Genomic DNA, 23,700 nt, shown 5'->3' with positions numbered 1-23,700 from the left:
ATTAAACCTCAGCATACATTTTTTCACGCTGCTCACGTATCTTTTTGTCACTCATATACTCGTCGAATGTGAGGTAACGATCAATCGCTCCACCAGGAGTCAATTCTATAACACGATTTGCCACGGTTTGGGCAAACTCATGATCGTGAGTAGTAAATAATACTGTTCCTTTAAAGTTCTTAAGCGAGTTATTAAAGGCCGTGATCGATTCCAGGTCAAGGTGGTTTGTAGGCTCGTCTAACATCAACACGTTGGCCCTCATCATCATCATTCTGCTCAACATACAACGCACTTTTTCCCCTCCCGAAAGAACACGGGCTGTTTTTAAGGCTTCTTCCCCACTAAAGATCATTTTACCAAGGAAACCACGAATGTGTACTTCTTCTCTTTCTTCTTCGGTCTTTGCCCATTGTCTTAGCCAGTCAACAAGTGTAAGATCGTTGTCAAAATATTCTGAGTTGTCCAATGGTAAATAAGACTGGTTAGTTGTAATACCCCAGCTAAATTTTCCGGAAAGTGGTTTTTCCTTTCCATTTAAAATTTGGTAAAAAGCTGTGGTGGCTCGTGAATCTTTTGAATACACTACTACTTTATCCCCTTTTGCAAGGTTTATATTCACATTGCTGAACAGGGTCTCTCCCTCTAAAGACGCTGTAAGCCCTTCGATGTTAAGGATCTGATCTCCGGCTTCCCGTTCCCTTTCAAAAATAATGGCAGGATAACGACGGCTGGAAGGTTTGATATCTTCAATATTCAGCTTTTCGATCATCTTTTTACGGGAAGTAGCCTGTTTAGATTTGGCAACGTTCGCGCTGAATCGCTGAATGAATTCCTGTAATTCCTTTTTCTTTTCTTCGGCTTTCTTGTTTTGCTGCGCACGTTGACGGGCTGCCAATTGCGAAGATTCATACCAGAAGGTATAGTTTCCACTATAGTGGTTGATCTTTCCGAAGTCAATATCAGAGATATGGGTACAAACTGAATCCAGGAAGTGACGGTCGTGAGAAACCACAATTACAGTATTGTCATAGTTCGCCAGGAAATTCTCTAACCATGAAATGGTTTCATAATCCAGGTCGTTGGTAGGCTCATCCATAATGAGCACATCCGGATTACCAAAAAGAGCCTGCGCAAGAAGCACCCTTACCTTCAATTTATTATCAAGATCGCCCATTAAGGTGTAATGGTTGTCCTCTTTTATTCCAAGGTTAGAAAGTAACGCTGCCGCTTCACTGTCGGCATTCCAGCCATTCATTTCTTCGAATTCTACTTGCAGTACTCCTACTCTCTCTCCATCGGCATCGCTGAAATCTTCCTTTGCATAGATCTCATCCATTTCCTTTTTGATCTTATACAAGGGCTTATTTCCCATGATCACTGTTTCCAAGACAGGGTATTCGTCGTACAGGTTGTGGTTTTGTTCCAGAACAGACATTCTCTTTCCCGGCTCCAAATGCACGTGACCTGAAGTAGGGTCAGATTTCCCGCTCAGGATCTTCAAAAAAGTGGATTTTCCGGCACCGTTGGCACCAATGACTCCATAACAATTCCCCTGCGTAAAGGTGGTATTCACCTCATCAAATAATACTCGTTTCCCGAACTGCACGGAAAGATTTGAAACTGATAACATATTCTGTTTTTGAAATTTGTGCAAAAGTAGCTATTTACACTCATTCAAAGAAAGATTAACGTTTGATATTCTCCTTTTAACGTGTAGTTAACATCACCTTCTTTAGTCACCTCCTAATTTTGTTTTTCCTTAATTTGTTGGCCCTCCAGAATCCTTGAAGAAGTATAAAATAAATCCGCCTGTTTACGCTTTCCTGGCTGTAATTTTACTGCCCCTGAGCCTTATTTTCACTTCTTGTGAAGATGAACCACAAACTGAAAATTCCTCTGCTTATCTTGGCGGAGAAATAGTGAATCCCAGTTCTGATCACCTCCTTCTTTTCCGAAATGGAAAATTATTGGATACAATTTTTCTAAACAACCGAAACAGGTTTAGTTATAAAATAGATGATCCTGCCAGTGGTATTTATATTTTTAAACACCGTCCCGAGAGTCAACCAATTTATCTGGAACCCGGCGACAGTCTATTAATGAGGGCCAATACTTTTGCCTTTGACGAATCGCTTCACTTTAGCGGCAAAGGAGAGGCGAGAAATAATTTTCTCACACAAATGTACCTCGATGACGAGAAGACGGCTGATCTTCTATTGTCATTCTATAAAATAGATCCCGACAATTTTGCATCTAAAACCGATTCTATAAGGGAGTCAAGATTAAGAGCACTTGAAAAAGTAAATAATAAGTATAAGCTTTCAGAAGACTTTCTTTCGGTGGCTAAAAAGGTCATTAATTACGAGAATTACGATCTGAGGGAGCGCTACATCTATCTTGTAAACCGCTACAATGACCAATTTTCGACCCGCTTACCAGAAGGTTTTATGGATCATCGGGAAAAAGTAAGTTTCAATGAAGCCGATCTACAGTCGTATCCGGGTTATAAACGTTTCATTGAAAATTACCTGATCAATTATTCTTTTGAAGCCTGTAAAGAAGAGAAAGATCCATCAAGGAATTGTCAGGATTTTACTTCCCACGAGAATATCACTTCCCGCATTGAAAAAGTGAATGAATTGATACAACTACCCGTCTTGAAAAATCATTTTCTGTCAAAGCTGGGAGTGTTGGGCATTGTGATGGCCCGGGAAGAAGAAGAGATCACGAAAACACTTAATCTTCTTAAGGAATCCAGAATCCCTCAGAAAGAATTAAGTAACCTGGAACAATTGGGAGTCCTTCAATTGGCTTATTTACCGGGTACTCGTGTATCAACTGTTCCATTGATAAATTCATCAGGGGATACTATTCAATTCAAAGAGGTAATAAAGAAACCGACTATTGTCTTCCTCTGGTCCATCTACTCCAGGGAACACAAGCAATATCATCAATTGATCGATGAAATGAGAGAAAAATATCCTGAGATCAATTTCATTGGCATCAACATGGATATTGGGGAAGTCTCAAAATGGCGCTTAGCGTTAAATAAATATGGGTATGATCCCGAGATGGAATTTCAGGTAGGCAGAACGCGTATCAAAAAAGAATTTTTCCAGTACTACCTCAACAAACTTCTCTTTTTGGATTCAACCGGCAAAGTGATCATTGGGGATGCTTTTATAAATTCCCCTCAATTTGAGACCCGCATTCTAGAGTTCCTCAATCAATAAAAAAAGCCTCTATTCCGAAGAATAAAGGCTTATTAGTATCCAAAAATGGGATTTTTAGTTCCCTTTTTTGTGATCTGCCAGAAATTTCTCCAGACCAATATCAGTAAGCGGGTGACTTGCAAGACCAACAATGGATGACAATGGTCCTGTCATTACATCTGCCCCAATCTTCGCACAGTCAATAACGTGCATAGTGTGACGTACCGAAGCAGCTAAAATTTGTGTATCAAAATTGTAGTTGTCATATATCAAACGGATCTCTGCAATCAGGTTAAGACCATCTGTAGAAATATCATCCAACCTTCCGATGAATGGTGACACATAAGTGGCTCCTGCTTTTGCGGCAAGCAATGCCTGCCCAGCTGAGAACACTAAAGTACAGTTAGTCCTGATGCCTTTATCGCTAAAGTATTTTATGGCTTTGATCCCGTCTTTTATCATTGGCACCTTTACCACAATCTGCTCGTGCAATGCTGCCAGTTCTTCTCCTTCTTTGATAATATTTTCAAAATCTGTAGCAATTACCTCAGCACTTACATCTCCGTCTACAATTTCACAGATCTTCTTATAGTGGTTGATGATATTCTCTTTTCCGGTGATCCCTTCTTTGGCCATTAGGGAAGGATTGGTAGTTACGCCGTCAAGAACTCCAAGTTCCTGCGCTTCCCTTATCTGGTCAAGGTTTGCCGTATCAATAAAAAATTTCATAGTGTGTTGATTTAAATAGATTTAGTGTAAAAATTTCGTTTTTTTAAACCTGTTGCAAAACTACAATTTATAATGCTTCAGAAGTAATCTCTCGTAAAGTTTATCTGGAAGTACCCTTTTTAGAGCCACAGAAAACTTTTGCATGGGTTCTCCTACCTTATAATGTCCCTTCGGATTTTTCTCTTTTATGATCCCGTAAACCGCTTCGGCCATTTGCTTTGGATCCTGCCCTTCATCCACATGCTGATTCATTAGCTTCAGGGTATTTCCGTAGGGCTTTTCATAAGGTGAACCTTCAATAACGGGCGCATGATAACGACCTGCAGCAATATTGGTAGCAAAATCGCCGGGTGCCACATTGGTCATTTGAATATTAAAGTCGCGCAGTTCCATTCTGAAGGCTTCGGTGGTAAGTTCAAGAGCTCCTTTGGAAGCAGAGTAAATTCCGCGGTAAGGAAGGCCCATATAACCGGCAATTGAAGTAATATTTATAACGAGGCCGCCACCAACTTTTCGCATTTCCGGAAGCACTGCTTTAATGACATTGATAGGACCGAAATAGTTTGTGTCAAAAGCTTTTTTGATCTCCTCATCGGGAGTTTCTTCAATAGGACCTGTTATTCCAACTCCGGCATTATTCACCAGCACATCAATTCTTCCTGCCTTGGAAACTACTTCAGAAACTGCATTTTTAATACTTTCAGGTTTTGTCACATCTAATGCGACCAGCGGAAAATCTACAGAATACTTCTGCGGATTTCTGCTGGTTCCATAGACGATAAAATCCTTGGAAATAAGAAAATCGGCGATGGCTTTTCCAATTCCTGAAGAAGCACCGGTAATAAAAACAACTTTGGGGGATTTGCTTTCTTTCATGCTGCAAAGATGCAACAAAATTTAACGAGCAGAAACAAAAAATGGCAAGCGACCCACATCACACCGCTACGACCGCTTACCCTTGCTGCGTTCCCGCCCTGGGGGATTCAGCAGGAGCTGGTTGTGTGGGACTTGCCGGGGCAAATATACAACCTTTCATACATTTTGCAAGTATTTTCTAAACTGAATTAATTAATTTACCTTGCTTAAAAATCACCCTCAAAAATGAAGATAATTAACTCCCTGTCGCTGTTAATTTTAAGTATGCTTGCCCTTTCCTGCGGCGGTGATTCTGAAGATACAACTTCGGAATATTCTCTCGAATTAAATCCCAATTCTACCGAATTTAAGCTTGGTGATAACCTGCAGGTGCACCTTAATGCTTCCGCAGGAAAAAAGATCGACTCCGTTGTCTACTACCTTGGAAATACACGGCTCGAAAAAACAGATAAAGGAGACCTGAACTATACTTTTCAGAATGAGAAATTAGGGCGTTGGCCACTTCGCGCCAAGATCTACTCGAATGCAAATATGGAGCAGGTGGAACAGGAAATCACTCTATATAATAATGTGGCACCGGTCACCTACACCTATGAGGTGATTAATTCGTATCCACATGCTACCGATGCCTACACGCAGGGCCTGGAATTTTACAACGGTCAGCTTTATGAAAGCACCGGTCACTATGGCCAGTCTTCGCTGCGAAAAGTGGATCTGGAGACAGGTGAGGTTCTTCAATCCATAGAAGTTCCTTCTAATTATTTTGCTGAAGGAATTACGATTATAAATGACAAGATCTACCAACTCACCTGGAAGGAGGGTGTTGGATTCATCTATGACGTAAATTCGTTTGAAAAACTTGGCGAGTTTGCTTATCACCAAAGCAATGAAGGCTGGGGTCTTACCCACAATGAAAACTATATGTTCAAAAGCGACGGCACAGAGAACATCTGGCTTTTGGATCCTGAAACCCAGGCTGAAAAATCCTTTATTCAAACGGTAACCAATCGTACCATCGCAACCCAGCTCAATGAGCTGGAATGGATCGATGGAAAGATCTACGCCAATACGTACCAAAAGAACGGAGTAGCGATCATTAACCCTGAAAATGGGGCTATTGAAGGAGTGATCAATTTCGACGGACTCAAAGAACGGCTTAACAATGCTTCCAGCCTTGATCCTGTAAATGATGTGCTCAATGGGATCGCCTATAATTCTGCTACCGGAAAACTTTACGTTACCGGAAAGAACTGGGACACTCTTTTTGAAGTAGAGATCAAAGAAAAATAATGGAACCCGCTGAAGTCTATACACAGCGCCGTACGGTCTCTAAAGCTGACCTGGACGACCTGCACCATGTCAACAATGTGGTGTACGTTCAATGGATACAGGACATTGCAAAGGAACACTGGGAAGTACGTGCATCAGATCAGCTAAAACAAGATTTTATCTGGGTGATGATAAGGCATGAAATAGACTATAAAAAGGAGGCTTTTTTAGGAGATGAAATTCTGTTAGAGACCTTTGTGGGAGACACTACTTTTGTCACCTCCCTGAGATATGTGAATATCAAAAATGCAAAAACCGGGGAAGTTCTTGTCAGTTCGAAGTCTACCTGGTGTTTACTCGATGCGGCCTCAAAAAAGCCTACCCGAATTACTGATGATCTGCGAACCGTTTTCCATAAACAATGAAAAATATTTACTCCATAATTCTGCTACTGGCAATTATTTTATGGAGTTCATGCCGGTCTGATTTTGATTTTACAGAAACGTCGGGAAGGCTGGTTTTTTCGCGCGACACGGTTTTTCTGGATACGGTTTTCAGTAACATTAGTTCTGCCACGTACACCCTCAAAGTCTACAATCGTTCGGGAGAAGATGTTTTTGTACCCGAAGTTAACTTAAGGAATGGTGAGAATTCTTATTACCGCTTAAATGTTGATGGGCTCTCGGGAAAATCGTTTGAAAATATTGAGATCCTGGCAAAAGACAGTATCTATATCTTTATAGAGACCACAGTCGATGCCGAAGATTTTCCGGAAGAGGAATTTCTTTATACAGATGCGCTCCAATTCAGATCTTCGGGGCACCTGCAGGAAGTTCCACTGGTAACGCTGATAAAAGATGCAGTTTTACTTTACCCTCAAAAAGGAAATGATGGGAAGCCTGGAACAGTTTCAATAGAAGATCCCGAATCTGGCGAGGAAATTCTTGTGCCCGGATTTTTTTTGGAAGAGGAACAACTGGTCTTTACTAATGAAAAACCTTATGTGATCTATGGCTTCGCAGTAGTGCCTTCTCAGAAGGACCTTAAGATCGAAGCAGGAGCCCGCATATATTTTCACGCCAACAGCGGACTATTGATTTCCGAAAATGCTTCCCTGCAAGTCGATGGTATTTATAGCGAAGACAGGCAGCAGCTGGAAAATGAAGTGATCTTTGAAGCTGACCGGCAGCAGAAGCAGTTTGAGAATGTGCCCGGTCAATGGAGCGGAATCCGTTTCAAAAAAGGCAGCAAAAAAAGCCATTTTAAACACACTACTATCAAAAATGCCGGGATTGGAGTGTGGATCAGCGGAGATGCTCTCTCCTCCCCTGTTTCATTGGAGCTTCAGAATGTGCAGATCTACAATTCCGCTGTCAACGGACTACGGCTGGAGAATGCCGATATATATGCTGAAAACCTCGTGATCAACAACAGCGGGCAAAGTTCCCTACATATAATAGGTGGAAATCACGAATACACTCATTGCACCATAGCAAATTACTGGCAAAAAGGTTACCGGCAATTCCCGTCAGTACTCATAGAAAACGTCGAAAATTCGAGCGGTATCGACCTTCAGAAGGCGAATTTTTATAACAGTATCATTTATGGAAATGACAGACTGGAACTGTTCTTCAACAAAACAGAAAACTCCTTTAATGTCTTTTTTCAGAATTGTTTGATCAGGTTTCAGGATGAGCAGGGGAGTTTTAATGGCAATCCGCTTTATGATTTCAGCAATGAAGAAATCTTCAAGGATGTTCTTTTAAATCAGGACCCCATTTTTAAAGATCCGTTAAAGAACCAATTAATGCTTACCGAAACATCTCCTGTGGTTGACCAGGCTGATCCGGAAAAGGCAGCCTCAGTACCTTTAGATCTGCTGCAACACCCCAGACTTCCCGAACCTGATATTGGAGCTTACGAGTTTGTACCTCCTGTAGAAGAAAATTCCGGAAATTAAGAGCCGCCAAAAATGAGGTTTTTAAAACACATTTTTGACGGCCGCTAAATAGTTTTAATTAGGCTTAAGCCTGAAAAAGTGGCTTTCCTTTCATCATTTCATGCACCTCTTTTCCTATTTCTTCCAGGACTGCATCATCAGCATGATTGGTGATCACCTTATCTATAAGATCTACAATGCCCGCCATATCAGCTTCTTTTAATCCGCGGGTGGTAACAGCCGGAGTCCCGATCCTGATTCCCGAGGTCACGAAAGGTGATTTATCATCAAAAGGCACCATGTTCTTGTTCACGGTTATGTCTGCTTTTCCAAGAGCTTCTTCCGCCTCTTTTCCTGAAATATTCTTGTTTCTAAGGTCTATCAACATCATATGATTGTCTGTTCCACCGGAGATCACGTGATAATCTTTTTTCATAAATGCTTCGGCCATGGCTTTAGCATTCTTCTTAACCTGTACTGTGTAATGCAGGAAATCATCTGTCAAAGCTTCCCCGAAAGCAACTGCTTTGGCCGCAATAATATGTTCAAGCGGACCTCCCTGATTCCCTGGAAAAACAGCACTGTTAAGCAACATTGACATTTTCTTTGGCTGCCCGTTCTTCAGCTTTTCTCCAAACGGATTGTCGAAATCCTGTCCCATCATGATAATTCCGCCACGTGGCCCCCGCAAGGTCTTATGCGTGGTTGAGGTCACCACGTGACAATGTGGAAGCGGGTCACTCAAAAGTCCTTTGGCAATAAGCCCTGCAGGATGTGCGATATCAGCAAAAAGGATAGCGCCCACACTGTCCGCTATCTCGCGAAATCTCTTATAATCTATTTCCCTGGAATAAGCAGAAGCACCGGCGATGATCATCTTCGGCTTTTCTTCTTTGGCGATGCGGGCTACTTCATCATAATTAATAAGACCTGTTTCTTTGTCCACTCCGTAGAATACCGGCTGGTAAAGCTTTCCGGAGAAATTTACAGGAGAACCGTGGGTAAGATGCCCTCCGTGAGAAAGATCAAAACCGAGGAATTTATCTCCCGGATTCATGCAAGCCTGAAAAACTGCAGTATTCGCCTGAGATCCGGAATGCGGCTGAACGTTGGCGTATTCAGCATTAAATAATTCTTTTAAACGCTCAATTGCCAGGTTTTCTACCTCATCTACCACTTCACATCCGCCATAATAACGTTTCCCTGGATAACCTTCAGCATATTTATTGGTAAGTACAGATCCTGCAGCTTCAAGCACCTGCTCACTTACAAAATTCTCACTTGCAATAAGTTCTAATCCATTGAGTTGTCTCTCCTTTTCAGCATCAATTAAATCAAATAATTCCGTATCTCTTTGCATATGATTTTTTTACGTTAAATATTCCGTAAAAATAGCAAATACATTCGGTTCTTTAATGGAAAATAATATATTTGGTTCGAATTGATTTTAACAAAATACCAACATTTATTATGTCTATTACAGCTAACGATCCTACACGTAAAACATGGCTGGAAGTACCCGAAAACTCTGATTTTCCTATTCAAAATATACCTTTTGGCGTCTTTCTTACACGGGATGACGTGATTACCATTGGTACCAGAATTGGAAATACGGCAATTGATCTTGGGGCGCTTCATCAGTTAGGTTATTTTGAAGGAATTCCGCTGACCGATGATATTTTTCTACAGGATACTTTAAACGATTTTATTTCTGACGGAAAGAAAACCTGGCGCCTGGTAAGAAACCGAATCGCTGAAATTTTTGATGCTACCAACAGTAAGCTCAGAGACAATGAAGATCACCGGAAGGTGGTTCTTTTTGGATTAGATGAGATAGAAATGCAGCTTCCGGTACAGGTTGGTGACTACACTGATTTTTACTCCAGTAAAGAACACGCTACCAACGTAGGGACTATGTTCCGCGATCCTGAAAATGCATTGCTTCCAAACTGGCTTCACATTCCCGTGGGTTACCACGGAAGAAGTTCTTCCATTATTCCCAGCGGAATCCCTGTACACAGGCCACAAGGACAAACGCTCCCAAAGGGAGCTGAGGAACCGGTATTCGGACCATCTAAAAGAGTGGATTTTGAACTGGAAATGGCCTTTATCACAACCGATGCTAATAGCCTTGGCGAGCCTATTCCAATAGAGGAAGCTGAAGATTACATTTTTGGACTCGTACTTTTCAATGACTGGAGTGCCCGCGATATTCAAACCTGGGAATATGTACCACTAGGGCCATTTTTGGCAAAGAACTTTGCCTCCTCCATCTCCCCATGGATCGTAACGCTTGACGCCCTGGAACCTTTCAGGACCGAAAGTCCGCAGCCGGAGAAGAAACTTTTACCTTACCTACAATTCAAAGGAAAAAAGAGTTTTGACATCAAGCTGGAAGTATTTATAAAACCTGATAATGGTGAAGAAACAAGAGTTTCCAAATCCAATTTCAAATACATGTACTGGAACATGAGTCAGCAATTGGCTCACCACACTGTGAATGGTTGCCCGGTTCTTTCTGGAGACATGATGGGATCAGGAACAATTTCCGGTCCAACACCAGACTCGTACGGTTCAATGCTTGAACTTTCGTGGAAAGGAGAAAAGCCGGTAAAATTAGATGACGGCAGTACCAGAACCTTTATTGAAGACAACGACACCGTTATTATGAGAGGTTACTGCGAAAAAGAAAATTCCCGCATTGGATTTGGAGAAGTGAGCACTAAACTGCTTCCCGTTTTTAATCCAAAGAAGAAATAAAACCAAGTACCATTCTATAAAAAAAGAGCCACAATTTGTGGCTCTTTTTATTTACTAAAAACTAAAACTATAGACGCTTATCGCTTTCATGGTCGCGTTTGTTGCTATCTCTGTCGCGCTCCATATCTCTTTCTCTCTCAGCGTCCTCTTTTTTTTGTTTATCACGGTCACCTGCTGCGTGTTGCGAAGGATTTCTCTTTTTGTCCTCATTCTGGCGGTTTCTTTTTTCCTCTTCGCTGCTACTTCCTCTTTGCTTTTCCATAGTACAAAATTTTAAGTTAGATTAATTATTCTGACCTAATATAAACAATAAAAAAAGCTGTAACAGACTGATTAAAAAACCTTTAACAGCACTTTAGCGGTTTAACAAAAAATTTCCGGGAGACTACAAAAATTCTTTTACCCGCTCTGCCTGAATTGAATGATGGGAAGCATGATGCACAACATTTCCATCCTGAAGAACGATCAATTGCGGACTTTCATGCTGCACCGAAAGTCGGGAGGCTACCGCATTGGACACATCCCTGTTGGCAATCAGGTCCAGAAAATACATTTTGTGATCGGTATCTTTAAGGACCTCATATTCATTCTCAAATCCTTTTAGGACCATCCTGCTAATCCCACATCTTGTGGAGTGCTTAAAAATAAGTACTGGCTGCTCCTGTGATTCTTTTTTAATGGTCTCCAGTTGCTCCATATTGGTAAGAGGTGTCCATGGCACTTCCTCTATTTCTTTCTTTGATATATCTCGTTGACTTTGAAACATTTTGTCGAATAACCCCATAAAATTTAATTTTTGATAAATGTATTAAGTATACATCAAAAGTTATACCTCTAAGCTTTCCAAAATTTAATGGAACTAAGTTCCTTCTTAGCTAAGGAAGTCGTAACTTTAATAGACAAAAAGTCAGTAAAAACCCACATTATCAAGCCATTTTGTCTGGCTTCTTCTGCTGGTATATGTATTGCAAATGGAACTGAAAAAGAAACGAACACACTATACATATGAATCTGAAAAATTTTACAATAAAATCTCAGGAGGCTATCCAGCAGGCACAGCAGCTTGCACAGGAACTGGGCCATCAACAAATTGAGAACGAACATATTTTTAAGGCTATCACCATAGTTGATGAAAATGTGACTCCTTTCCTGCTCAAAAAATTGAATATTAACGTCAGTCTTTTTCAGCAGATACTTGATAAAACACTCCAAAGTTTTCCGAAGGTAAGCGGCGGGGACATCATGCTTTCCCGTGAGGCTTCAAAGACCCTCAATGAGGCTACCTCCATTGCTAAAAAGATGGGGGATGAATTTGTTTCTTTAGAGCACCTTATTCTTGCGGTATTTAATTCTTCCAGCAAGGTTTCCCAGATCCTAAAAGACCAGGGAGCTACTGAAAAAGGACTTAAAGCTGCTATAGATGAACTGCGGAAAGGCGAAAAGGTCACGTCTCAAAGTGCAGAGGAAACCTATAATTCATTGAACAAATATGCGAATCACCTCAACAAACTGGCTGAGGAAGGAAAATTAGACCCGGTCATTGGCCGGGATGAAGAGATACGAAGGGTGCTTCAAATCCTTTCCCGAAGAACAAAGAACAATCCGATGCTGGTAGGTGAACCCGGAGTTGGTAAGACCGCCATCGCCGAAGGACTCGCCCACAGGATTATTGCCGGTGACATTCCTGAAAACCTGAAAGACAAACAGATCTATTCCCTCGATATGGGAGCGCTGATCGCTGGTGCAAAATTCAAGGGAGAATTTGAAGAGCGACTTAAAGCGGTAATTAAAGAAGTAACATCAAGCGAAGGAAACATCGTCCTTTTTATTGATGAGATCCACACTCTGGTAGGTGCAGGTGGTGGTCAGGGCGCAATGGATGCGGCCAATATTTTAAAACCGGCATTGGCCCGTGGAGAATTACGAGCTATTGGTGCGACCACTCTTGACGAGTATCAAAAGTATTTCGAAAAAGACAAGGCACTGGAAAGGCGTTTTCAGAAGGTAATGGTCGATGAGCCAGATACAGAAAGTGCCATTTCTATTCTTCGCGGAATTAAAGAAAAGTACGAAACTCACCACAAGGTGCGAATCAAGGATGAAGCTATCATTGCTGCTGTTGAATTGTCTCAGCGCTACATTACCAACCGCTTCCTACCAGATAAGGCCATTGACCTTATGGACGAGGCAGCATCGCGACTGAGAATGGAGATAAATTCCAAGCCCGAAGAACTCGATGTACTCGACAGAAAGATCATGCAGCTCGAGATCGAAATGGAAGCCATAAAACGTGAAAAGGATGAAGTCAAGCTGAAATCTTTACGTGCCGACCTTGCCAATTACAAAGAGGAACGCAATGAGTTACACGCTCAATGGAAAAATGAAAAAGACGTTGTAGACAACATTCAGACTGCAAAATCTAATATTGAAGAGTTCAAACTTGAAGCTGAACGTGCAGAACGCGAAGGTAACTACGGAAAAGTAGCCGAATTGCGCTACGGAAAGATCAAGGAAGAACAGGAGAAGCTGGCTGAACTACAGAAACAACTGGAAGAAAATCAGAAAGGAAAATCCCTGATCAAAGAGGAAGTTACTAATGAGGATATAGCCGAAGTTGTTGCAAAATGGACCGGCATTCCAGTAACTAAAATGCTGCAGAGCGAACGGGAAAAACTGCTCCACCTGGAAGAAGAACTTCACAAAAGGGTGGTTGGGCAGGAAGAAGCCATTCAGGCGGTAAGTGATGCGGTGAGAAGAAGCCGCGCGGGATTACAGGATCAAAAAAAGCCAATTGGATCTTTCCTTTTCCTGGGTACTACCGGAGTTGGTAAGACCGAGCTGGCCAAGGCCCTTGCTGAATACTTGTTTGATGACGAAAGTGCCATGACCAGGATCGATATGAGTGAATACCAGGAACGTCATGCAGTGAGCCGTCTTGTAGGTGCACCTCCGGGATATATTGGTTATGAAGAAGGAGGGCAATTGACCGAGGCCGTTCGAAGGAAACCTTATTCCGTGGTACTTTTGGATGAGATCGAAAAAGCCCATCCCGATACTTTCAACATCCTGTTACAGGTGCTGGACGAAGGAAGATTGACCGACAATAAAGGACGTCTTGCAGATTTTAGAAATACGATCATCATTATGACCTCGAATATCGGATCTCACATTATTCAGGAAAAATTTGAGAATATCAAAGATCTTGATACTGCCATGGAAGGTGCGAAGGAGGAGGTACTGGCTCTTTTGAAACAGAGCGTACGGCCTGAGTTCATCAACCGTATCGATGATATCGTAATGTTCTCTCCACTTACTCAAAAGAACATTAAACAGATCGTTAGTCTGCAGTTAAAAGGAGTGACCAAAATGTTGGCGAAACAGGGGATCACTTTGGATGCCACCTCAGAAGCAATCTCTGATCTCGCAGAAAAAGGATTCGATCCGCAGTATGGTGCACGTCCCGTGAAAAGGACAATTCAGAGGGAAGTTTTAAATAAACTTTCCAAGGAGATCCTGAGTGGCAAGATCAAAACTGATAGTATCATCTTACTCGATTCCTTTGATGACGAACTGGTCTTCAGGAATCAGGAAGAAATAGCAGAACAGTAACATCAAAAAAGGCCGGAAATTCCGGCCTTTTTTCTTGGGAAGGGGTTCTACCACTTCTCTATTTCTCTTCGAAGTTCTTCTTTATTCTTTCCTGTTCTTTCCTGTAGGCGACCTAACATTTCATCAAATCGTCCTTCGGCATAAGTGGTGTCGTCATCAGTGATCTTTCCATATTTCTGTTTGAATTCACCTTTGATCTGTTTCCATTTTCCTTCTAATTGATCATCATTCATAATCTGTGGTTTTTTGGTTATACTAGCAGTAAAATAAGAAGAAGAAATTGCAGGTGCTGCCAACAAACTGCCATTTTGCTCTTAATAAATTGTTATTTTTATCGGCATGAAAAAAGAGATTATTGCAGCCGGACTTGCTTTCTTACTGATTGGATGCAAAAGTTCGAGAATTGGAGATACACGAAACGTACAGGTTCGATTTTTAGATGATTACAATATTTCTGAAGACCTTGAGCTAGATGGAACAAAGGTTGGTGGCCTTTCTGGAATTGACTTTCGGGAGGATACCTATTATATGGTGAGCGACCAGCCCTCGGTTCCCAGGATCTATGAAGCCAGTATTCGTATAGAAAATGAAAAAATAGATACCGTTGAGATCAAAAGGGTCATTAAGTTAGAGACCAGCTCTGACTTTCTAAAGGATATGAATCTCGACCTGGAAAGCCTGCTCTATGAGCCGGAAACCGAAAATTTCATTCTCACCAGTGAAGGAGCTATTAAAGCAGAAAAAGATCCTGCTATTTTCACGGTCTCCAAAAATGGTGATTTCGTTGATTCCTTTGAAGTGCCTGAATATTTTCTGGCCAATAGCCTCAAGGAACCAAGAAACAATGGTTCTTTTGAAGGACTGGCCGAGTCCTTCGATAACAAAGGAATTTGGGTGGCGATGGAACTTCCGCTAAAAGCCGATGGCCCTAAACCAAAGTTGATCAAGACCAAATCCCCCGTTAGGATCACCTATTTTGACAAAAAGACTAAAAAGGCCACTAAGCAGTTTCCATACCGATTAGAACCTATAGCCAAGATCCCCTGGTTATATTTTGCAGTGAATGGAGTTACAGACCTGCTGGAGTATGCACCGGACAAATTCCTGATCCTTGAGAGAGGTTATGCCAGTGGTCATGGCAAGAATGGAAATACCGTGCGCATCTTTGATGTGGATGTCAGTTTGGCTACCAACACGCTCGACAGAAATAATCTCAACGTGACTTTTTATAACCCGGCAAAAAAGGAATTGCTCTATGACTTTAAATGGGCTAAAAAATTTCTGAGTGAAGAGATCATTGATAATATTGAAGGAATCACTTTTGGCCCGGTACTACCCAATGGAAATCGAAGTATTATACTGATATCAGACAATAACTTTAATACGCTTGGGCCTCAATTGAACCAGGTGATCCTCCTGGAATTCATTCCTAAAAAATAAATTGAACATGAAAACATTCTATATCTTTATTATCAGCCTCATATGTACGGTTATTAACCCGACTGAAGTTTCTGCGCAACAAAACCAGGATAAAATGACGACCTATTACTTTATTCGGCACGCTGAAAAAGACACTACAGATCCTACTAACCGGGATCCTGAACTTACCGAAAAAGGAAAACAGCGGGCTGAGAACTGGGCCAGGATCTTTAAAGAAGTAGAATTTGATCACATCTATACAACCGATTACAGCAGAACCAGGGCAACCGCTCAGGCAGTCGCTAAATCCCAACAAAACTCAGTGGAGATCTATGATCCCCGCCAGTTGTACAGTAAAGATTTTCAGGGGAAGACCTCAGGAAAAACCGTTCTGGTTGTTGGCCACAGCAATACCAATCCGCAGTTCGTGAACCTGATTTTAGGAGAAAAAGTGTACGGAGATATTGATGAATCGGAGAGCGGCAGTCTTTTTATCGTGACCGTGGGACCCGATGGTACAAAAAAAGCAGAGGTGCTTTATATTAATTGATATCCACCTTCAGATTCTTGTTTTTAATTTCAGAGACCTTTATTAATTTTCCGGAAGTATAGAGCTCATCCAGTTCCTCTAAAGGTGTGGAAAGATCATTGGTCTTATAATTCTCATAATCTACAAACCTGATCCCGTTGATCACACGCGGATTCCCGGCAACCCTGAATCGTATTCCGCCGTCATCCACAAAAAAGCGGTACGCCATAAAATCTACGGTATAATCCCCTTTTTCGATCCAGTACATGTAAACATCTTCATGGTCTGCTCCCCCACCGTCCTGCTTGAAGGTGACCTCAATTTCATAATATGTTTTTCCGTTTATAGTATCCTCCCCGATAAGTTTTTTCTTCACCGCATCGGCATTTAAACCATAAGGCAATTGCACAAAGTAATGAACCGAATTCACACTTTCGGCGATTGAAGTGGCCAGAGTATCGGGTAACTCAACTTCCTCATTGTTAACCAGACGCGTAAACCCCTCATTCGTTAAAACATCCTGAACCGCACCCAAAGAATCATTATAAGTGTACCTTACCAGTTCAAAAAGTCCATTATTTCGCTTACTTCTGTACTTTCTGTCTCTGAAGTTGAATCTGATCTCGGCTTTTTCATAAAGATCTCCGCCGGCTTTTTCGATTGCTTTACTAACTATGACATCGGCAGGATTTTCTTCGGAAGAATCTCCGCAAGAGATAAATAGAACAGTGATTAATAGAAGAAGATATTTTTTCATGATGTTGACTTGGATGTCCAAAAATAAGGATTTCCGCTCAGTATTCTAAAACCGGATGCCTCTGTTTAAGAATTCCTTAAAAACCCTGTAAATTAAAGAAAGCTTTATATTTTTGTTCCCTATGAAGAACAACATCAATATCAAGAACAAGAAGGCGAAGTTTGAGTATGAGATCCTCGATAAATACACTGCAGGTATAAAACTGGCGGGTACAGAGATCAAATCCATTCGTGAAGGAAAAGCTTCTATAGCCGAAAGTTTTTGTGAGTTCTCCAATCATGAGTTGTTCGTCATCAATATGACGGTTCAGGAATATTCTCACGCTACCTATTTCAACCACGATCCCAAACACGCCCGAAAGCTTCTTTTGAACCGAAAGGAGTTGAAAAAACTGGAAAAGGAAGTGAAGAATTCCGGACTTACTATCGTGCCCCTTCGATTGTTTATCAACGACCGCGGACTTGCAAAAATGCAGATCGCCCTGGCAAAAGGTAAAAAGTTATACGATAAGAGGGAAACTATTAAAGACCGTGAGAGCAAGCGGCGACTGGACCGGATCCAGAAAGACTACAAATAAAGTTTATTATTAGTTTTTGTCTTCAAGCAGTGGTACAAATCGGAATTGACCAAATTCTGTCTTCTCGAATTCAGTTTCTGACCTTCTTTCCAAAAGTGTCATTATCTGCTCATTTTTCCCAACCGGTATCACCATCCGGCCTCCCACCTTCAGCTGACTTAAAAGAGCTTTAGGAACAAAAGGAGCACCCGCGGTAACTATGATGCGGTCAAAGGGGGCATATTCCGGCAAGCCTTTGTAACCATCTCCGAAAGCAAGATATTTGGGACGATAACCTATTTTCCCGAGGAACAGCCGGGTCTTCTTAAAGAGTTCCTGCTGCCTTTCAATACTATAGACCTTCGCTCCCATCTCACAAAGTACCGCAGTTTGATAACCGCTACCGGTACCTATTTCCAGCACAGTAGCACCTTTGAATACCTGTAATACTTCAGATTGAAAAGCTACGGTGTAGGGCTGGGAAATGGTTTGATCTGCAGCAATAGGAAAGGCTTTATCCTGGTAAGCGTGATCTTCAAAGCTACTGTCCATAAAAAGGTGTCTCGGGATCTTTTTTATAGCATCCAGCACTTTCTCATCTGTTATTCCCTTACCGGCCACTACTGCAGCCAGCTGCTGTCTTTTACCCTGGTGTTTTAACGTATCCTTTCGCACTGTTCCTGAATATTACCGGCCAAAATTACACAAAGAAAAATTCAGGTTAAAGAAAAATTCAGGCTAATGAGGATTCACTCCAATTTGGCATTGGCTTTAGGGTAAGAAATATTATTTTTGTTCAAAACGTATCGTTATGCTGAAAGCTGGCGTCTTAGGCGCAGGACATTTAGGGAAGATCCATCTTCGCCTTTTAAAGGAATCTGAAAAATATGATCTGGTTGGTTTTTACGATGTAGATCAGGAGGCGGGAAAAAAAGTAGAGGACGAATTTGGATATAAGTACTTCAATGATCTTGATGCGCTTATTGCGGCAGTAGATGTTGTAGACGTTGTCACTCCTACCCTTTCTCACTTTGAAGTCGGGAAAAAAGCCATCAAGGCAGGTAAGCACCTGTTCATTGAAAAACCCATTACCAATACTGTCGAGGAAGCTGAAGAACTTGTGGAGCTCGCAAACCGGCATGGAGTAAAGGGTCAGGTGGGTCATGTGGAGCGGTTCAATCCGGCTTTTGTGGCCGTGGCCTCCAAAATTGATAACCCCATGTTCATTGAATCTCACCGCCTGGCGGAATTTAATCCCCGCGGGACAGATGTTCCTGTGGTATTGGACCTCATGATCCATGACATTGACGCTATTTTGAGCGTGGTCAAATCTGAAGTGAAGAATATTAGTGCGAGCGGAGTATCGGTGATCAGTGATACTCCCGATATTGCGAATGCCCGTATCGAATTCGAGAACGGTTGTGTTGCCAATCTCACTGCCAGCAGGATCTCCCTTAAGAACATGAGAAAATCGCGTTTCTTCCAAAGAGATGCCTACATTTCTGTGGACTTTCTCGAGAAAAGATGTGAGGTGGTGAAAATGAAGGATGCACCTAAAGAACCGGGTGATTTCGATATGATCCTTCAGAATGCCGAAGGGATCAAGAAGCAGATCTATTTTGACAACCCTGATGTGAGTCCTTCAAATGCCATTTTAGAGGAACTTAATTCTTTCGCTGAAGCCATAAACAACAACACTACTCCTGTTGTAAGTCTTGAACAGGGTACCCTTGCATTAAAAGTTGCCAAACAGATTATAAAATCTTTTAACTAAAAACCTTATGAAAAATATTGCAGTTATTGGAGCCGGAACTATGGGAAACGGAATTGCCCATACTTTCGCCCAATTCGGATACAAAACAAATCTTATTGATATTTCTGAAAAGTCCCTGGAAAGAGGGATGAATACTATTTGCGGGAATCTTGACCGCATGGTCGCCAAAGAAAAGATCTCTGAAGAAGATAAAAAAAATACCCTTGGCAATATCCACACCTTCACCCAACTTTCGGAAGGCGTTAAAAATATTGATCTTGTTGTAGAGGCAGCTACCGAAAATGTAGAGCTGAAACTTTCGATCTTCAAACAGCTGGATGAACTTTGTAGTGGTGAAACAATTTTGGCTTCCAACACCTCCTCTATTTCCATTACCAAGATAGCCTCTGTGGTTTCCAATCCTGAAAGAGTGATCGGGATGCACTTTATGAATCCGGTGCCTATTATGAAACTGGTAGAGATCATTCGCGGTTATAATACCAGTGACGAGGTTACCGGCAACATCATGGAACTTTCCAGGAAACTGAAAAAGGAACCTGTGGAAGTGAATGACTATCCCGGCTTTGTTGCAAACCGTATCCTCATGCCAATGATCAATGAATCTATTGAAACTCTTTACAACGGCGTGGCCGGCGTGCAGGAGATCGATACAGTGATGAAACTGGGAATGGCGCATCCAATGGGGCCTCTACAACTGGCAGATTTCATTGGACTGGATGTTTGCCTTTCTATTCTGGAAGTAATGTACAACGGCTTCAAAAATCCGAAATATGCCCCCTGCCCTCTTTTAGTGAATATGGTGCAGGCAGGTAAAATGGGAGTGAAATCGGGAGAAGGTTTCTATGACTATTCCGAAAGCAGAAAAGCTGAAAAAGTTGCCGGCCAGTTCGCCTCTTAAAAAGGGCTTTTCTGATAAACATTTAACTGTACAAACTTGGCAAAAATAATTCCTTTTAAGGCGGTAAGGCCTTCCCGGGATAAGGTGGGTCTGGTCGCAACACGGCCATTCCAGGACTATTCGGTTGAAGAAGTGACCTTTCAGTTGGAGCACAACCCGTTTTCATTTCTTCATATCATTAATCCGGGTTATAAATTTCAGAAGGAGATCACGGGAAGTGAGCGATTTCAACTGGTGAAGAACCGTTACCTGGAATTTAAGGAGGAAGGTGTGTTCATTCAGGATGAGAGTCCGGCCTATTACATCTATAAAACCATCTCCCGCAACCAGACCTACTGCGGAATTATCGCGGCCACCTGTGCAGATGATTACGAAAACGATGTGATCAGAAAGCACGAGGATACTATTTCTCATCGGGAACAACTTTTTAAGGATTACCTGAAGACGGTCGGCTTTAATACCGAACCCGTGCTGCTTACTTATCCGGACAGTGAAGTGATCAACAGGATCACTTCCGAAGTGATGGCAGAAAGAGCAGAATATGAGTTTACCTCACTTAACCGGGATACTCATTACCTGTGGGTGGTGAACGACCCTGAACGTACTTCTAAGATCAAGGCGGAATTTGAAAAAATGGAAGCAGTTTATATTGCCGACGGCCACCATCGCAGTGCCTCTTCCTGGCTGTTAGCGAAGGAATCCCGGGAAAAGAATCCGAACCATACCGGAGAAGAGCCGTATAATTACTTTCTGAGTTACATGATCGCCGAGAGCAATCTGCAACTCTACGAATTCAACCGACTTATTACAGACCTGAACGGCCTGAGTAAAAAAGAATTCCTGATGCAGCTCGACGAATGGTTTAGAATTGAGAACCGCGGAACAGAGCTTTATAAACCTTCCAAAAAACACCATTTTTCGATGTATTTGGATGGAGAATTTTATTCTCTTTACTTGCGGAAAACGAACTATGAATTTACGGGACCTTTAAGTGAATTAGACCCTTACATCCTGTTTATCAGGATACTAAAGCCTCTTCTTGGAATAGAAGACCTTAAAAATGACAGAAGAATTTCGTACCTTCCCGGTAGAAATGAGTCCTTCGAAGTAAAAAAAGCCGTAGATGAAGGTCTCTACGCAGTCGGCTTCGGAATGCTTCCCCTTACAGTAGATGAGATCAAGAAAATAGCAGACCAGGGACTAACCATGCCCCCGAAGAGCACCTGCATTGAGCCGAAATTACGCAGTGGCCTGACGGTCTATGAATTTTAAATTATCTGAAAAAGAAGTTTAATGAGCATTGCTGAAAATATAAAGACCCTGAAAGCCGAACTTCCGGAAGAAGTTTCCCTGGTTGCCATTTCAAAGACGAAACCTAAAGAGGATCTTCTAGAAGCTTATGAAGCAGGACAACGCCTCTTTGGAGAAAACAAGATCCAGGAAATGGCTGAGAAATGGGAAGAACTTCCGAAGGATATTCAATGGCACATGGTAGGTCATGTCCAACGGAACAAAGTAAAATACATGGCCCCTTTCGTTTCGCTCATTCACGCGGTGGATAGTCTAAAACTGCTAAAGGAGATCGAAAAACAGGCTAAAAAGAATGACCGAAAGATCCAGTGCCTCCTGCAGATCAAGATAGCCGAAGAAGACACTAAATATGGAATAGATATTGAAGAAGCGAAAAATATCCTTTTATCTGATGCTTACAGGGAAATGTCTCATGTTGAGATCATTGGATTAATGGGAATGGCAACTTTAACAGAAGATCAGGCAAAGATCAGGAGTGAATTCAGCTTTTTAAAGCGTACTTTTGACGAATTTAAAAAAGAGCACCCAACCTTCTCTACCCTTTCAATGGGGATGAGTGGAGATTATAAAATAGCAATTGAATGCGGCAGTACGATGGTACGCGTAGGAAGTGCTATTTTTGGAGAAAGAGATTATAATTAAATAGCAGGAAGAAGAACTTTTGTACGCAATTTTAGACATAGAAACTACCGGCGGGAAGTATAATGAAGAAGGGATCACAGAAATTGCTGTCTATAAGTTCGACGGGCATAAAGTAGTAGACCAGTTTATTAGCCTCGTAAATCCTGAAATTCCAATCCAGCCTTTCGTAGTGGGACTCACCGGGATCAACAACGAAATGCTTCGGAACGCTCCTAAATTTTTCGAGGTAGCAAAAAGAATCGTTGAGATCACCGAAGGTACTATCCTCGTGGCCCACAACGCCAAATTTGACTATCGAATACTTCGTACAGAATTTAAGCGGCTGGGCTTTGAATTTGAACGCCAAAGCCTTTGTACGGTAGAGCTTTCCAAAAAGTTAATTCCCGGGCAGAAATCCTATAGCCTCGGAAAACTTGTAAGAGCACTGGGAATTCCGTTAAGCGACAGGCACCGCGCCAGTGGAGATGCACAAGCGACTGTTAAGCTGTTCAAGATGTTGCTTGCGAAAGATTCTGAAAAGGAGATCCTCAAGGGAGCTGTAAGACATTCCCCAAAAAATCAAATGGATACCAAATTGATCCAGATCCTGGACGATCTGCCTTCCATTACAGGCGTGTATTATCTTCACGACTCCGAAGGAGAGATAATCTATATAGGTAAGAGCAGGAATATTAAGAAGAGGGTCAATCAGCATTTTACGAGTGAGAACCGTAAATCAATTGAAATTCAAAAAGAAGTAGCATCAGTAACCTACGAGGCAACCGGAAATGAATTGAACGCCTTGCTCAAGGAAAACGAGGAAATAAAGCGTAATAAACCTAAATACAATAAAGCCCTTACCAAAACCATTTTTTCATACGCCCTGTACAAATCTGTAGATGCTGACGGTTATATCCATTTAAAGATTGGCAAGGCAGATGGTAGAAAGAAGAACGTCACCACCTTTACCAACATGCAGCAGGCAAGGGCTATGATGAATTCCCTCCTAGAAGAATATTCCCTGTGCCAGCGCCTTACCGGAATTCACACCGGCAGTGGCAGTTGTTTTAATTATAGCATCAAAGAATGTAATGGCGCCTGTATAGGAGAAGAATCTCCTATCGATTACAATCAGCGGGTTCATGAGATCCTGGAGAAATACAGTTACGAAAATCAAAACATGATCATTGTAGACCGTGGAAGAGATATTCACGAAAGAAGCGCCTTGTTAGTTGAAGAAGGTGAGTTCAAAGGGATCGGTTTTTTTGACCTCAATCACCAGCTCAACAACCTGGAGATCATCAAGTCTATTATCACTCCAATGAAAAGCGATCGGGATGCCCAACACATTATTCAAAGCTATTTGCGGAAGAACAATAGAGTAAAGATCATCAAGCTGGATACTGTACAATAGAAAACAACTTGCTTTTGTCAGTAGTTT

Annotated in this window: 23 protein-coding genes and 1 other RNA gene; 14 read left to right on the top strand and 10 right to left on the bottom strand. The window is 41.8% G+C overall.

The annotated features are described in order from the left end of the window. Position 1 precedes the first annotated feature (1 nt). Positions 2-1,630, bottom strand: a complete 1,629-nt coding sequence (locus ACNORC_RS08615; RefSeq protein ID WP_418335220.1) for an ABC-F family ATP-binding cassette domain-containing protein — start codon at positions 1,628-1,630, stop codon at positions 2-4. A gap of 154 nt (positions 1,631-1,784) precedes the next feature. Here ACNORC_RS08615 and ACNORC_RS08610 point away from each other — a divergent pair, with 154 nt between their 5' ends. Next, positions 1,785-3,233: a TlpA family protein disulfide reductase gene (locus ACNORC_RS08610; RefSeq protein ID WP_418335219.1), complete on the top strand. Its 1,449-nt coding sequence runs from the start codon at positions 1,785-1,787 to the stop codon at positions 3,231-3,233. A 54-nt stretch (positions 3,234-3,287) separates the two neighbouring features. Here ACNORC_RS08610 and fsa read toward each other — a convergent pair whose 3' ends face one another. From fsa to ffs, 3 genes are all read right to left on the bottom strand, one after another. Beyond that, complete coding sequence (gene fsa, locus ACNORC_RS08605) at positions 3,288-3,941, bottom strand: fructose-6-phosphate aldolase (RefSeq protein ID WP_418335218.1); 654 nt, start codon at positions 3,939-3,941, stop codon at positions 3,288-3,290. Between the two features lie 60 nt (positions 3,942-4,001). Beyond that, positions 4,002-4,817, bottom strand: a complete 816-nt coding sequence (locus ACNORC_RS08600) for an SDR family oxidoreductase (RefSeq protein ID WP_418335217.1) — start codon at positions 4,815-4,817, stop codon at positions 4,002-4,004. Positions 4,818-4,856: 39 nt separating this feature from the next. Further along, an RNA gene (gene ffs / locus ACNORC_RS08595) (signal recognition particle sRNA small type) lies at positions 4,857-4,955 on the bottom strand. 87 nt (positions 4,956-5,042) lie between these two features. Between ffs and ACNORC_RS08590 the strand changes: the two genes are divergently transcribed. From ACNORC_RS08590 to ACNORC_RS08580, 3 genes are read left to right on the top strand one after another with little or no spacing between them, the layout of a single operon-like run. Then, entirely contained in the window at positions 5,043-6,107 is a 1,065-nt protein-coding gene (locus ACNORC_RS08590) for a glutaminyl-peptide cyclotransferase (protein ID WP_418335216.1), read from the top strand. Next, positions 6,107-6,511, top strand: coding sequence for an acyl-CoA thioesterase (locus ACNORC_RS08585; RefSeq protein WP_418335215.1), 405 nt, complete (start codon positions 6,107-6,109; stop codon positions 6,509-6,511). The genes ACNORC_RS08590 and ACNORC_RS08585 overlap by 1 nt, the downstream gene beginning before the upstream one ends. After that, on the top strand, positions 6,508-8,046 hold the full coding sequence (locus tag ACNORC_RS08580; RefSeq protein ID WP_418335214.1) for a hypothetical protein: 1,539 nt from the start codon (positions 6,508-6,510) through the stop codon (positions 8,044-8,046). The genes ACNORC_RS08585 and ACNORC_RS08580 overlap by 4 nt, the downstream gene beginning before the upstream one ends. Positions 8,047-8,110: 64 nt before the next feature. Here the strand turns inward: ACNORC_RS08580 and glyA are convergent, their stop codons facing one another. Beyond that, the gene (glyA, locus tag ACNORC_RS08575) at positions 8,111-9,385 is read right to left on the bottom strand and encodes a serine hydroxymethyltransferase (RefSeq protein WP_418335213.1); all 1,275 of its coding nucleotides are present in this window, start codon (positions 9,383-9,385) and stop codon (positions 8,111-8,113) included. 110 nt (positions 9,386-9,495) lie between these two features. On the opposite strand from glyA, the gene fahA reads away from it, so the two are divergent. After that, positions 9,496-10,785, top strand: a complete 1,290-nt coding sequence (fahA, locus tag ACNORC_RS08570) for a fumarylacetoacetase (RefSeq protein ID WP_418335212.1) — start codon at positions 9,496-9,498, stop codon at positions 10,783-10,785. Between the two features lie 67 nt (positions 10,786-10,852). On the opposite strand, the gene ACNORC_RS08565 is transcribed toward fahA, so the two are convergent. Beyond that, on the bottom strand, positions 10,853-11,047 hold the full coding sequence (locus ACNORC_RS08565; RefSeq protein ID WP_418335211.1) for a hypothetical protein: 195 nt from the start codon (positions 11,045-11,047) through the stop codon (positions 10,853-10,855). A gap of 123 nt (positions 11,048-11,170) precedes the next feature. After that, positions 11,171-11,569 (bottom strand): bacillithiol system redox-active protein YtxJ, encoded by a 399-nt coding sequence (ytxJ, locus tag ACNORC_RS08560; RefSeq protein ID WP_418335210.1) that lies wholly within the window; start codon positions 11,567-11,569, stop codon positions 11,171-11,173. A 221-nt stretch (positions 11,570-11,790) separates the two neighbouring features. On the opposite strand from ytxJ, the gene clpB reads away from it, so the two are divergent. Beyond that, positions 11,791-14,394: an ATP-dependent chaperone ClpB gene (gene clpB, locus ACNORC_RS08555; RefSeq protein ID WP_418335209.1), complete on the top strand. Its 2,604-nt coding sequence runs from the start codon at positions 11,791-11,793 to the stop codon at positions 14,392-14,394. A 47-nt stretch (positions 14,395-14,441) separates the two neighbouring features. On the opposite strand, the gene ACNORC_RS08550 is transcribed toward clpB, so the two are convergent. Continuing rightward, on the bottom strand, positions 14,442-14,627 hold the full coding sequence (locus ACNORC_RS08550) for a CsbD family protein (RefSeq protein ID WP_418335208.1): 186 nt from the start codon (positions 14,625-14,627) through the stop codon (positions 14,442-14,444). A 106-nt stretch (positions 14,628-14,733) separates the two neighbouring features. Here ACNORC_RS08550 and ACNORC_RS08545 point away from each other — a divergent pair, with 106 nt between their 5' ends. Then, positions 14,734-15,834: an esterase-like activity of phytase family protein gene (locus ACNORC_RS08545; protein WP_418335207.1), complete on the top strand. Its 1,101-nt coding sequence runs from the start codon at positions 14,734-14,736 to the stop codon at positions 15,832-15,834. A 7-nt stretch (positions 15,835-15,841) separates the two neighbouring features. Next, positions 15,842-16,363: a SixA phosphatase family protein gene (locus ACNORC_RS08540; RefSeq protein WP_418335206.1), complete on the top strand. Its 522-nt coding sequence runs from the start codon at positions 15,842-15,844 to the stop codon at positions 16,361-16,363. Here the strand turns inward: ACNORC_RS08540 and ACNORC_RS08535 are convergent. After that, on the bottom strand, positions 16,356-17,099 hold the full coding sequence (locus ACNORC_RS08535; RefSeq protein WP_418335205.1) for a DUF6503 family protein: 744 nt from the start codon (positions 17,097-17,099) through the stop codon (positions 16,356-16,358). The two genes, ACNORC_RS08540 and ACNORC_RS08535, sit on opposite strands and share 8 nt — an antisense overlap. Positions 17,100-17,220: 121 nt before the next feature. Between ACNORC_RS08535 and smpB the strand changes: the two genes are divergently transcribed. After that, positions 17,221-17,676 (top strand): SsrA-binding protein SmpB, encoded by a 456-nt coding sequence (smpB, locus tag ACNORC_RS08530; protein WP_418335204.1) that lies wholly within the window; start codon positions 17,221-17,223, stop codon positions 17,674-17,676. A 9-nt stretch (positions 17,677-17,685) separates the two neighbouring features. Here the strand turns inward: smpB and ACNORC_RS08525 are convergent, their stop codons facing one another. Continuing rightward, positions 17,686-18,330 (bottom strand): protein-L-isoaspartate(D-aspartate) O-methyltransferase, encoded by a 645-nt coding sequence (locus ACNORC_RS08525; protein WP_418335203.1) that lies wholly within the window; start codon positions 18,328-18,330, stop codon positions 17,686-17,688. Between the two features lie 136 nt (positions 18,331-18,466). Here ACNORC_RS08525 and ACNORC_RS08520 point away from each other — a divergent pair, with 136 nt between their 5' ends. The 5 genes from ACNORC_RS08520 to ACNORC_RS08500 are packed head-to-tail and all read left to right on the top strand — an operon-like array spanning position 18,467 to position 23,673. After that, positions 18,467-19,429 (top strand): Gfo/Idh/MocA family protein, encoded by a 963-nt coding sequence (locus ACNORC_RS08520; RefSeq protein ID WP_418335202.1) that lies wholly within the window; start codon positions 18,467-18,469, stop codon positions 19,427-19,429. 7 nt (positions 19,430-19,436) lie between these two features. Beyond that, a complete protein-coding gene (locus tag ACNORC_RS08515) occupies positions 19,437-20,327 on the top strand; it encodes a 3-hydroxyacyl-CoA dehydrogenase family protein (protein ID WP_418335201.1) in 891 nt (296 codons plus the stop codon). Between the two features lie 36 nt (positions 20,328-20,363). Continuing rightward, positions 20,364-21,599, top strand: coding sequence for a DUF1015 domain-containing protein (locus ACNORC_RS08510; RefSeq protein ID WP_418335200.1), 1,236 nt, complete (start codon positions 20,364-20,366; stop codon positions 21,597-21,599). A 21-nt stretch (positions 21,600-21,620) separates the two neighbouring features. Beyond that, a complete protein-coding gene (locus tag ACNORC_RS08505) occupies positions 21,621-22,280 on the top strand; it encodes a YggS family pyridoxal phosphate-dependent enzyme (RefSeq protein WP_418335199.1) in 660 nt (219 codons plus the stop codon). A 19-nt stretch (positions 22,281-22,299) separates the two neighbouring features. Next, on the top strand, positions 22,300-23,673 hold the full coding sequence (locus ACNORC_RS08500; RefSeq protein ID WP_418335198.1) for an exonuclease domain-containing protein: 1,374 nt from the start codon (positions 22,300-22,302) through the stop codon (positions 23,671-23,673). The last annotated feature ends 27 nt before the right edge of the window (positions 23,674-23,700 follow it).

The organism is Salinimicrobium soli (genome assembly GCF_048323655.1).
Taxonomy (GTDB): domain Bacteria; phylum Bacteroidota; class Bacteroidia; order Flavobacteriales; family Flavobacteriaceae; genus Salinimicrobium; species Salinimicrobium soli.
Note: the sequence above shows the minus strand (reverse complement) of the source record. Positions and strands in the feature narration are given on the sequence as shown.

Bases quoted from the DNA above. Each gene is read 5' to 3' on its own strand.
- ACNORC_RS08615 (WP_418335220.1), bottom strand. From the start codon at position 1,630: ATGTTATCAGTTTCAAATCTTTCCGTGCAGTTCGGGAAACGAGTATTA.
- fsa (WP_418335218.1), bottom strand. From the start codon at position 3,941: ATGAAATTTTTTATTGATACGGCAAACCTTGACCAGATAAGGGAAGCG.
- ACNORC_RS08600 (WP_418335217.1), bottom strand. From the start codon at position 4,817: ATGAAAGAAAGCAAATCCCCCAAAGTTGTTTTTATTACCGGTGCTTCT.
- ACNORC_RS08590 (WP_418335216.1), top strand. From the start codon at position 5,043: ATGAAGATAATTAACTCCCTGTCGCTGTTAATTTTAAGTATGCTTGCC.
- ACNORC_RS08585 (WP_418335215.1), top strand. From the start codon at position 6,107: ATGGAACCCGCTGAAGTCTATACACAGCGCCGTACGGTCTCTAAAGCT.
- ACNORC_RS08580 (WP_418335214.1), top strand. From the start codon at position 6,508: ATGAAAAATATTTACTCCATAATTCTGCTACTGGCAATTATTTTATGG.
- glyA (WP_418335213.1), bottom strand. From the start codon at position 9,385: ATGCAAAGAGATACGGAATTATTTGATTTAATTGATGCTGAAAAGGAG.
- fahA (WP_418335212.1), top strand. From the start codon at position 9,496: ATGTCTATTACAGCTAACGATCCTACACGTAAAACATGGCTGGAAGTA.
- ACNORC_RS08565 (WP_418335211.1), bottom strand. From the start codon at position 11,047: ATGGAAAAGCAAAGAGGAAGTAGCAGCGAAGAGGAAAAAAGAAACCGC.
- ytxJ (WP_418335210.1), bottom strand. From the start codon at position 11,569: ATGGGGTTATTCGACAAAATGTTTCAAAGTCAACGAGATATATCAAAG.
- clpB (WP_418335209.1), top strand. From the start codon at position 11,791: ATGAATCTGAAAAATTTTACAATAAAATCTCAGGAGGCTATCCAGCAG.
- ACNORC_RS08550 (WP_418335208.1), bottom strand. From the start codon at position 14,627: ATGAATGATGATCAATTAGAAGGAAAATGGAAACAGATCAAAGGTGAA.
- ACNORC_RS08545 (WP_418335207.1), top strand. From the start codon at position 14,734: ATGAAAAAAGAGATTATTGCAGCCGGACTTGCTTTCTTACTGATTGGA.
- ACNORC_RS08540 (WP_418335206.1), top strand. From the start codon at position 15,842: ATGAAAACATTCTATATCTTTATTATCAGCCTCATATGTACGGTTATT.
- ACNORC_RS08535 (WP_418335205.1), bottom strand. From the start codon at position 17,099: ATGAAAAAATATCTTCTTCTATTAATCACTGTTCTATTTATCTCTTGC.
- smpB (WP_418335204.1), top strand. From the start codon at position 17,221: ATGAAGAACAACATCAATATCAAGAACAAGAAGGCGAAGTTTGAGTAT.
- ACNORC_RS08520 (WP_418335202.1), top strand. From the start codon at position 18,467: ATGCTGAAAGCTGGCGTCTTAGGCGCAGGACATTTAGGGAAGATCCAT.
- ACNORC_RS08515 (WP_418335201.1), top strand. From the start codon at position 19,437: ATGAAAAATATTGCAGTTATTGGAGCCGGAACTATGGGAAACGGAATT.
- ACNORC_RS08505 (WP_418335199.1), top strand. From the start codon at position 21,621: ATGAGCATTGCTGAAAATATAAAGACCCTGAAAGCCGAACTTCCGGAA.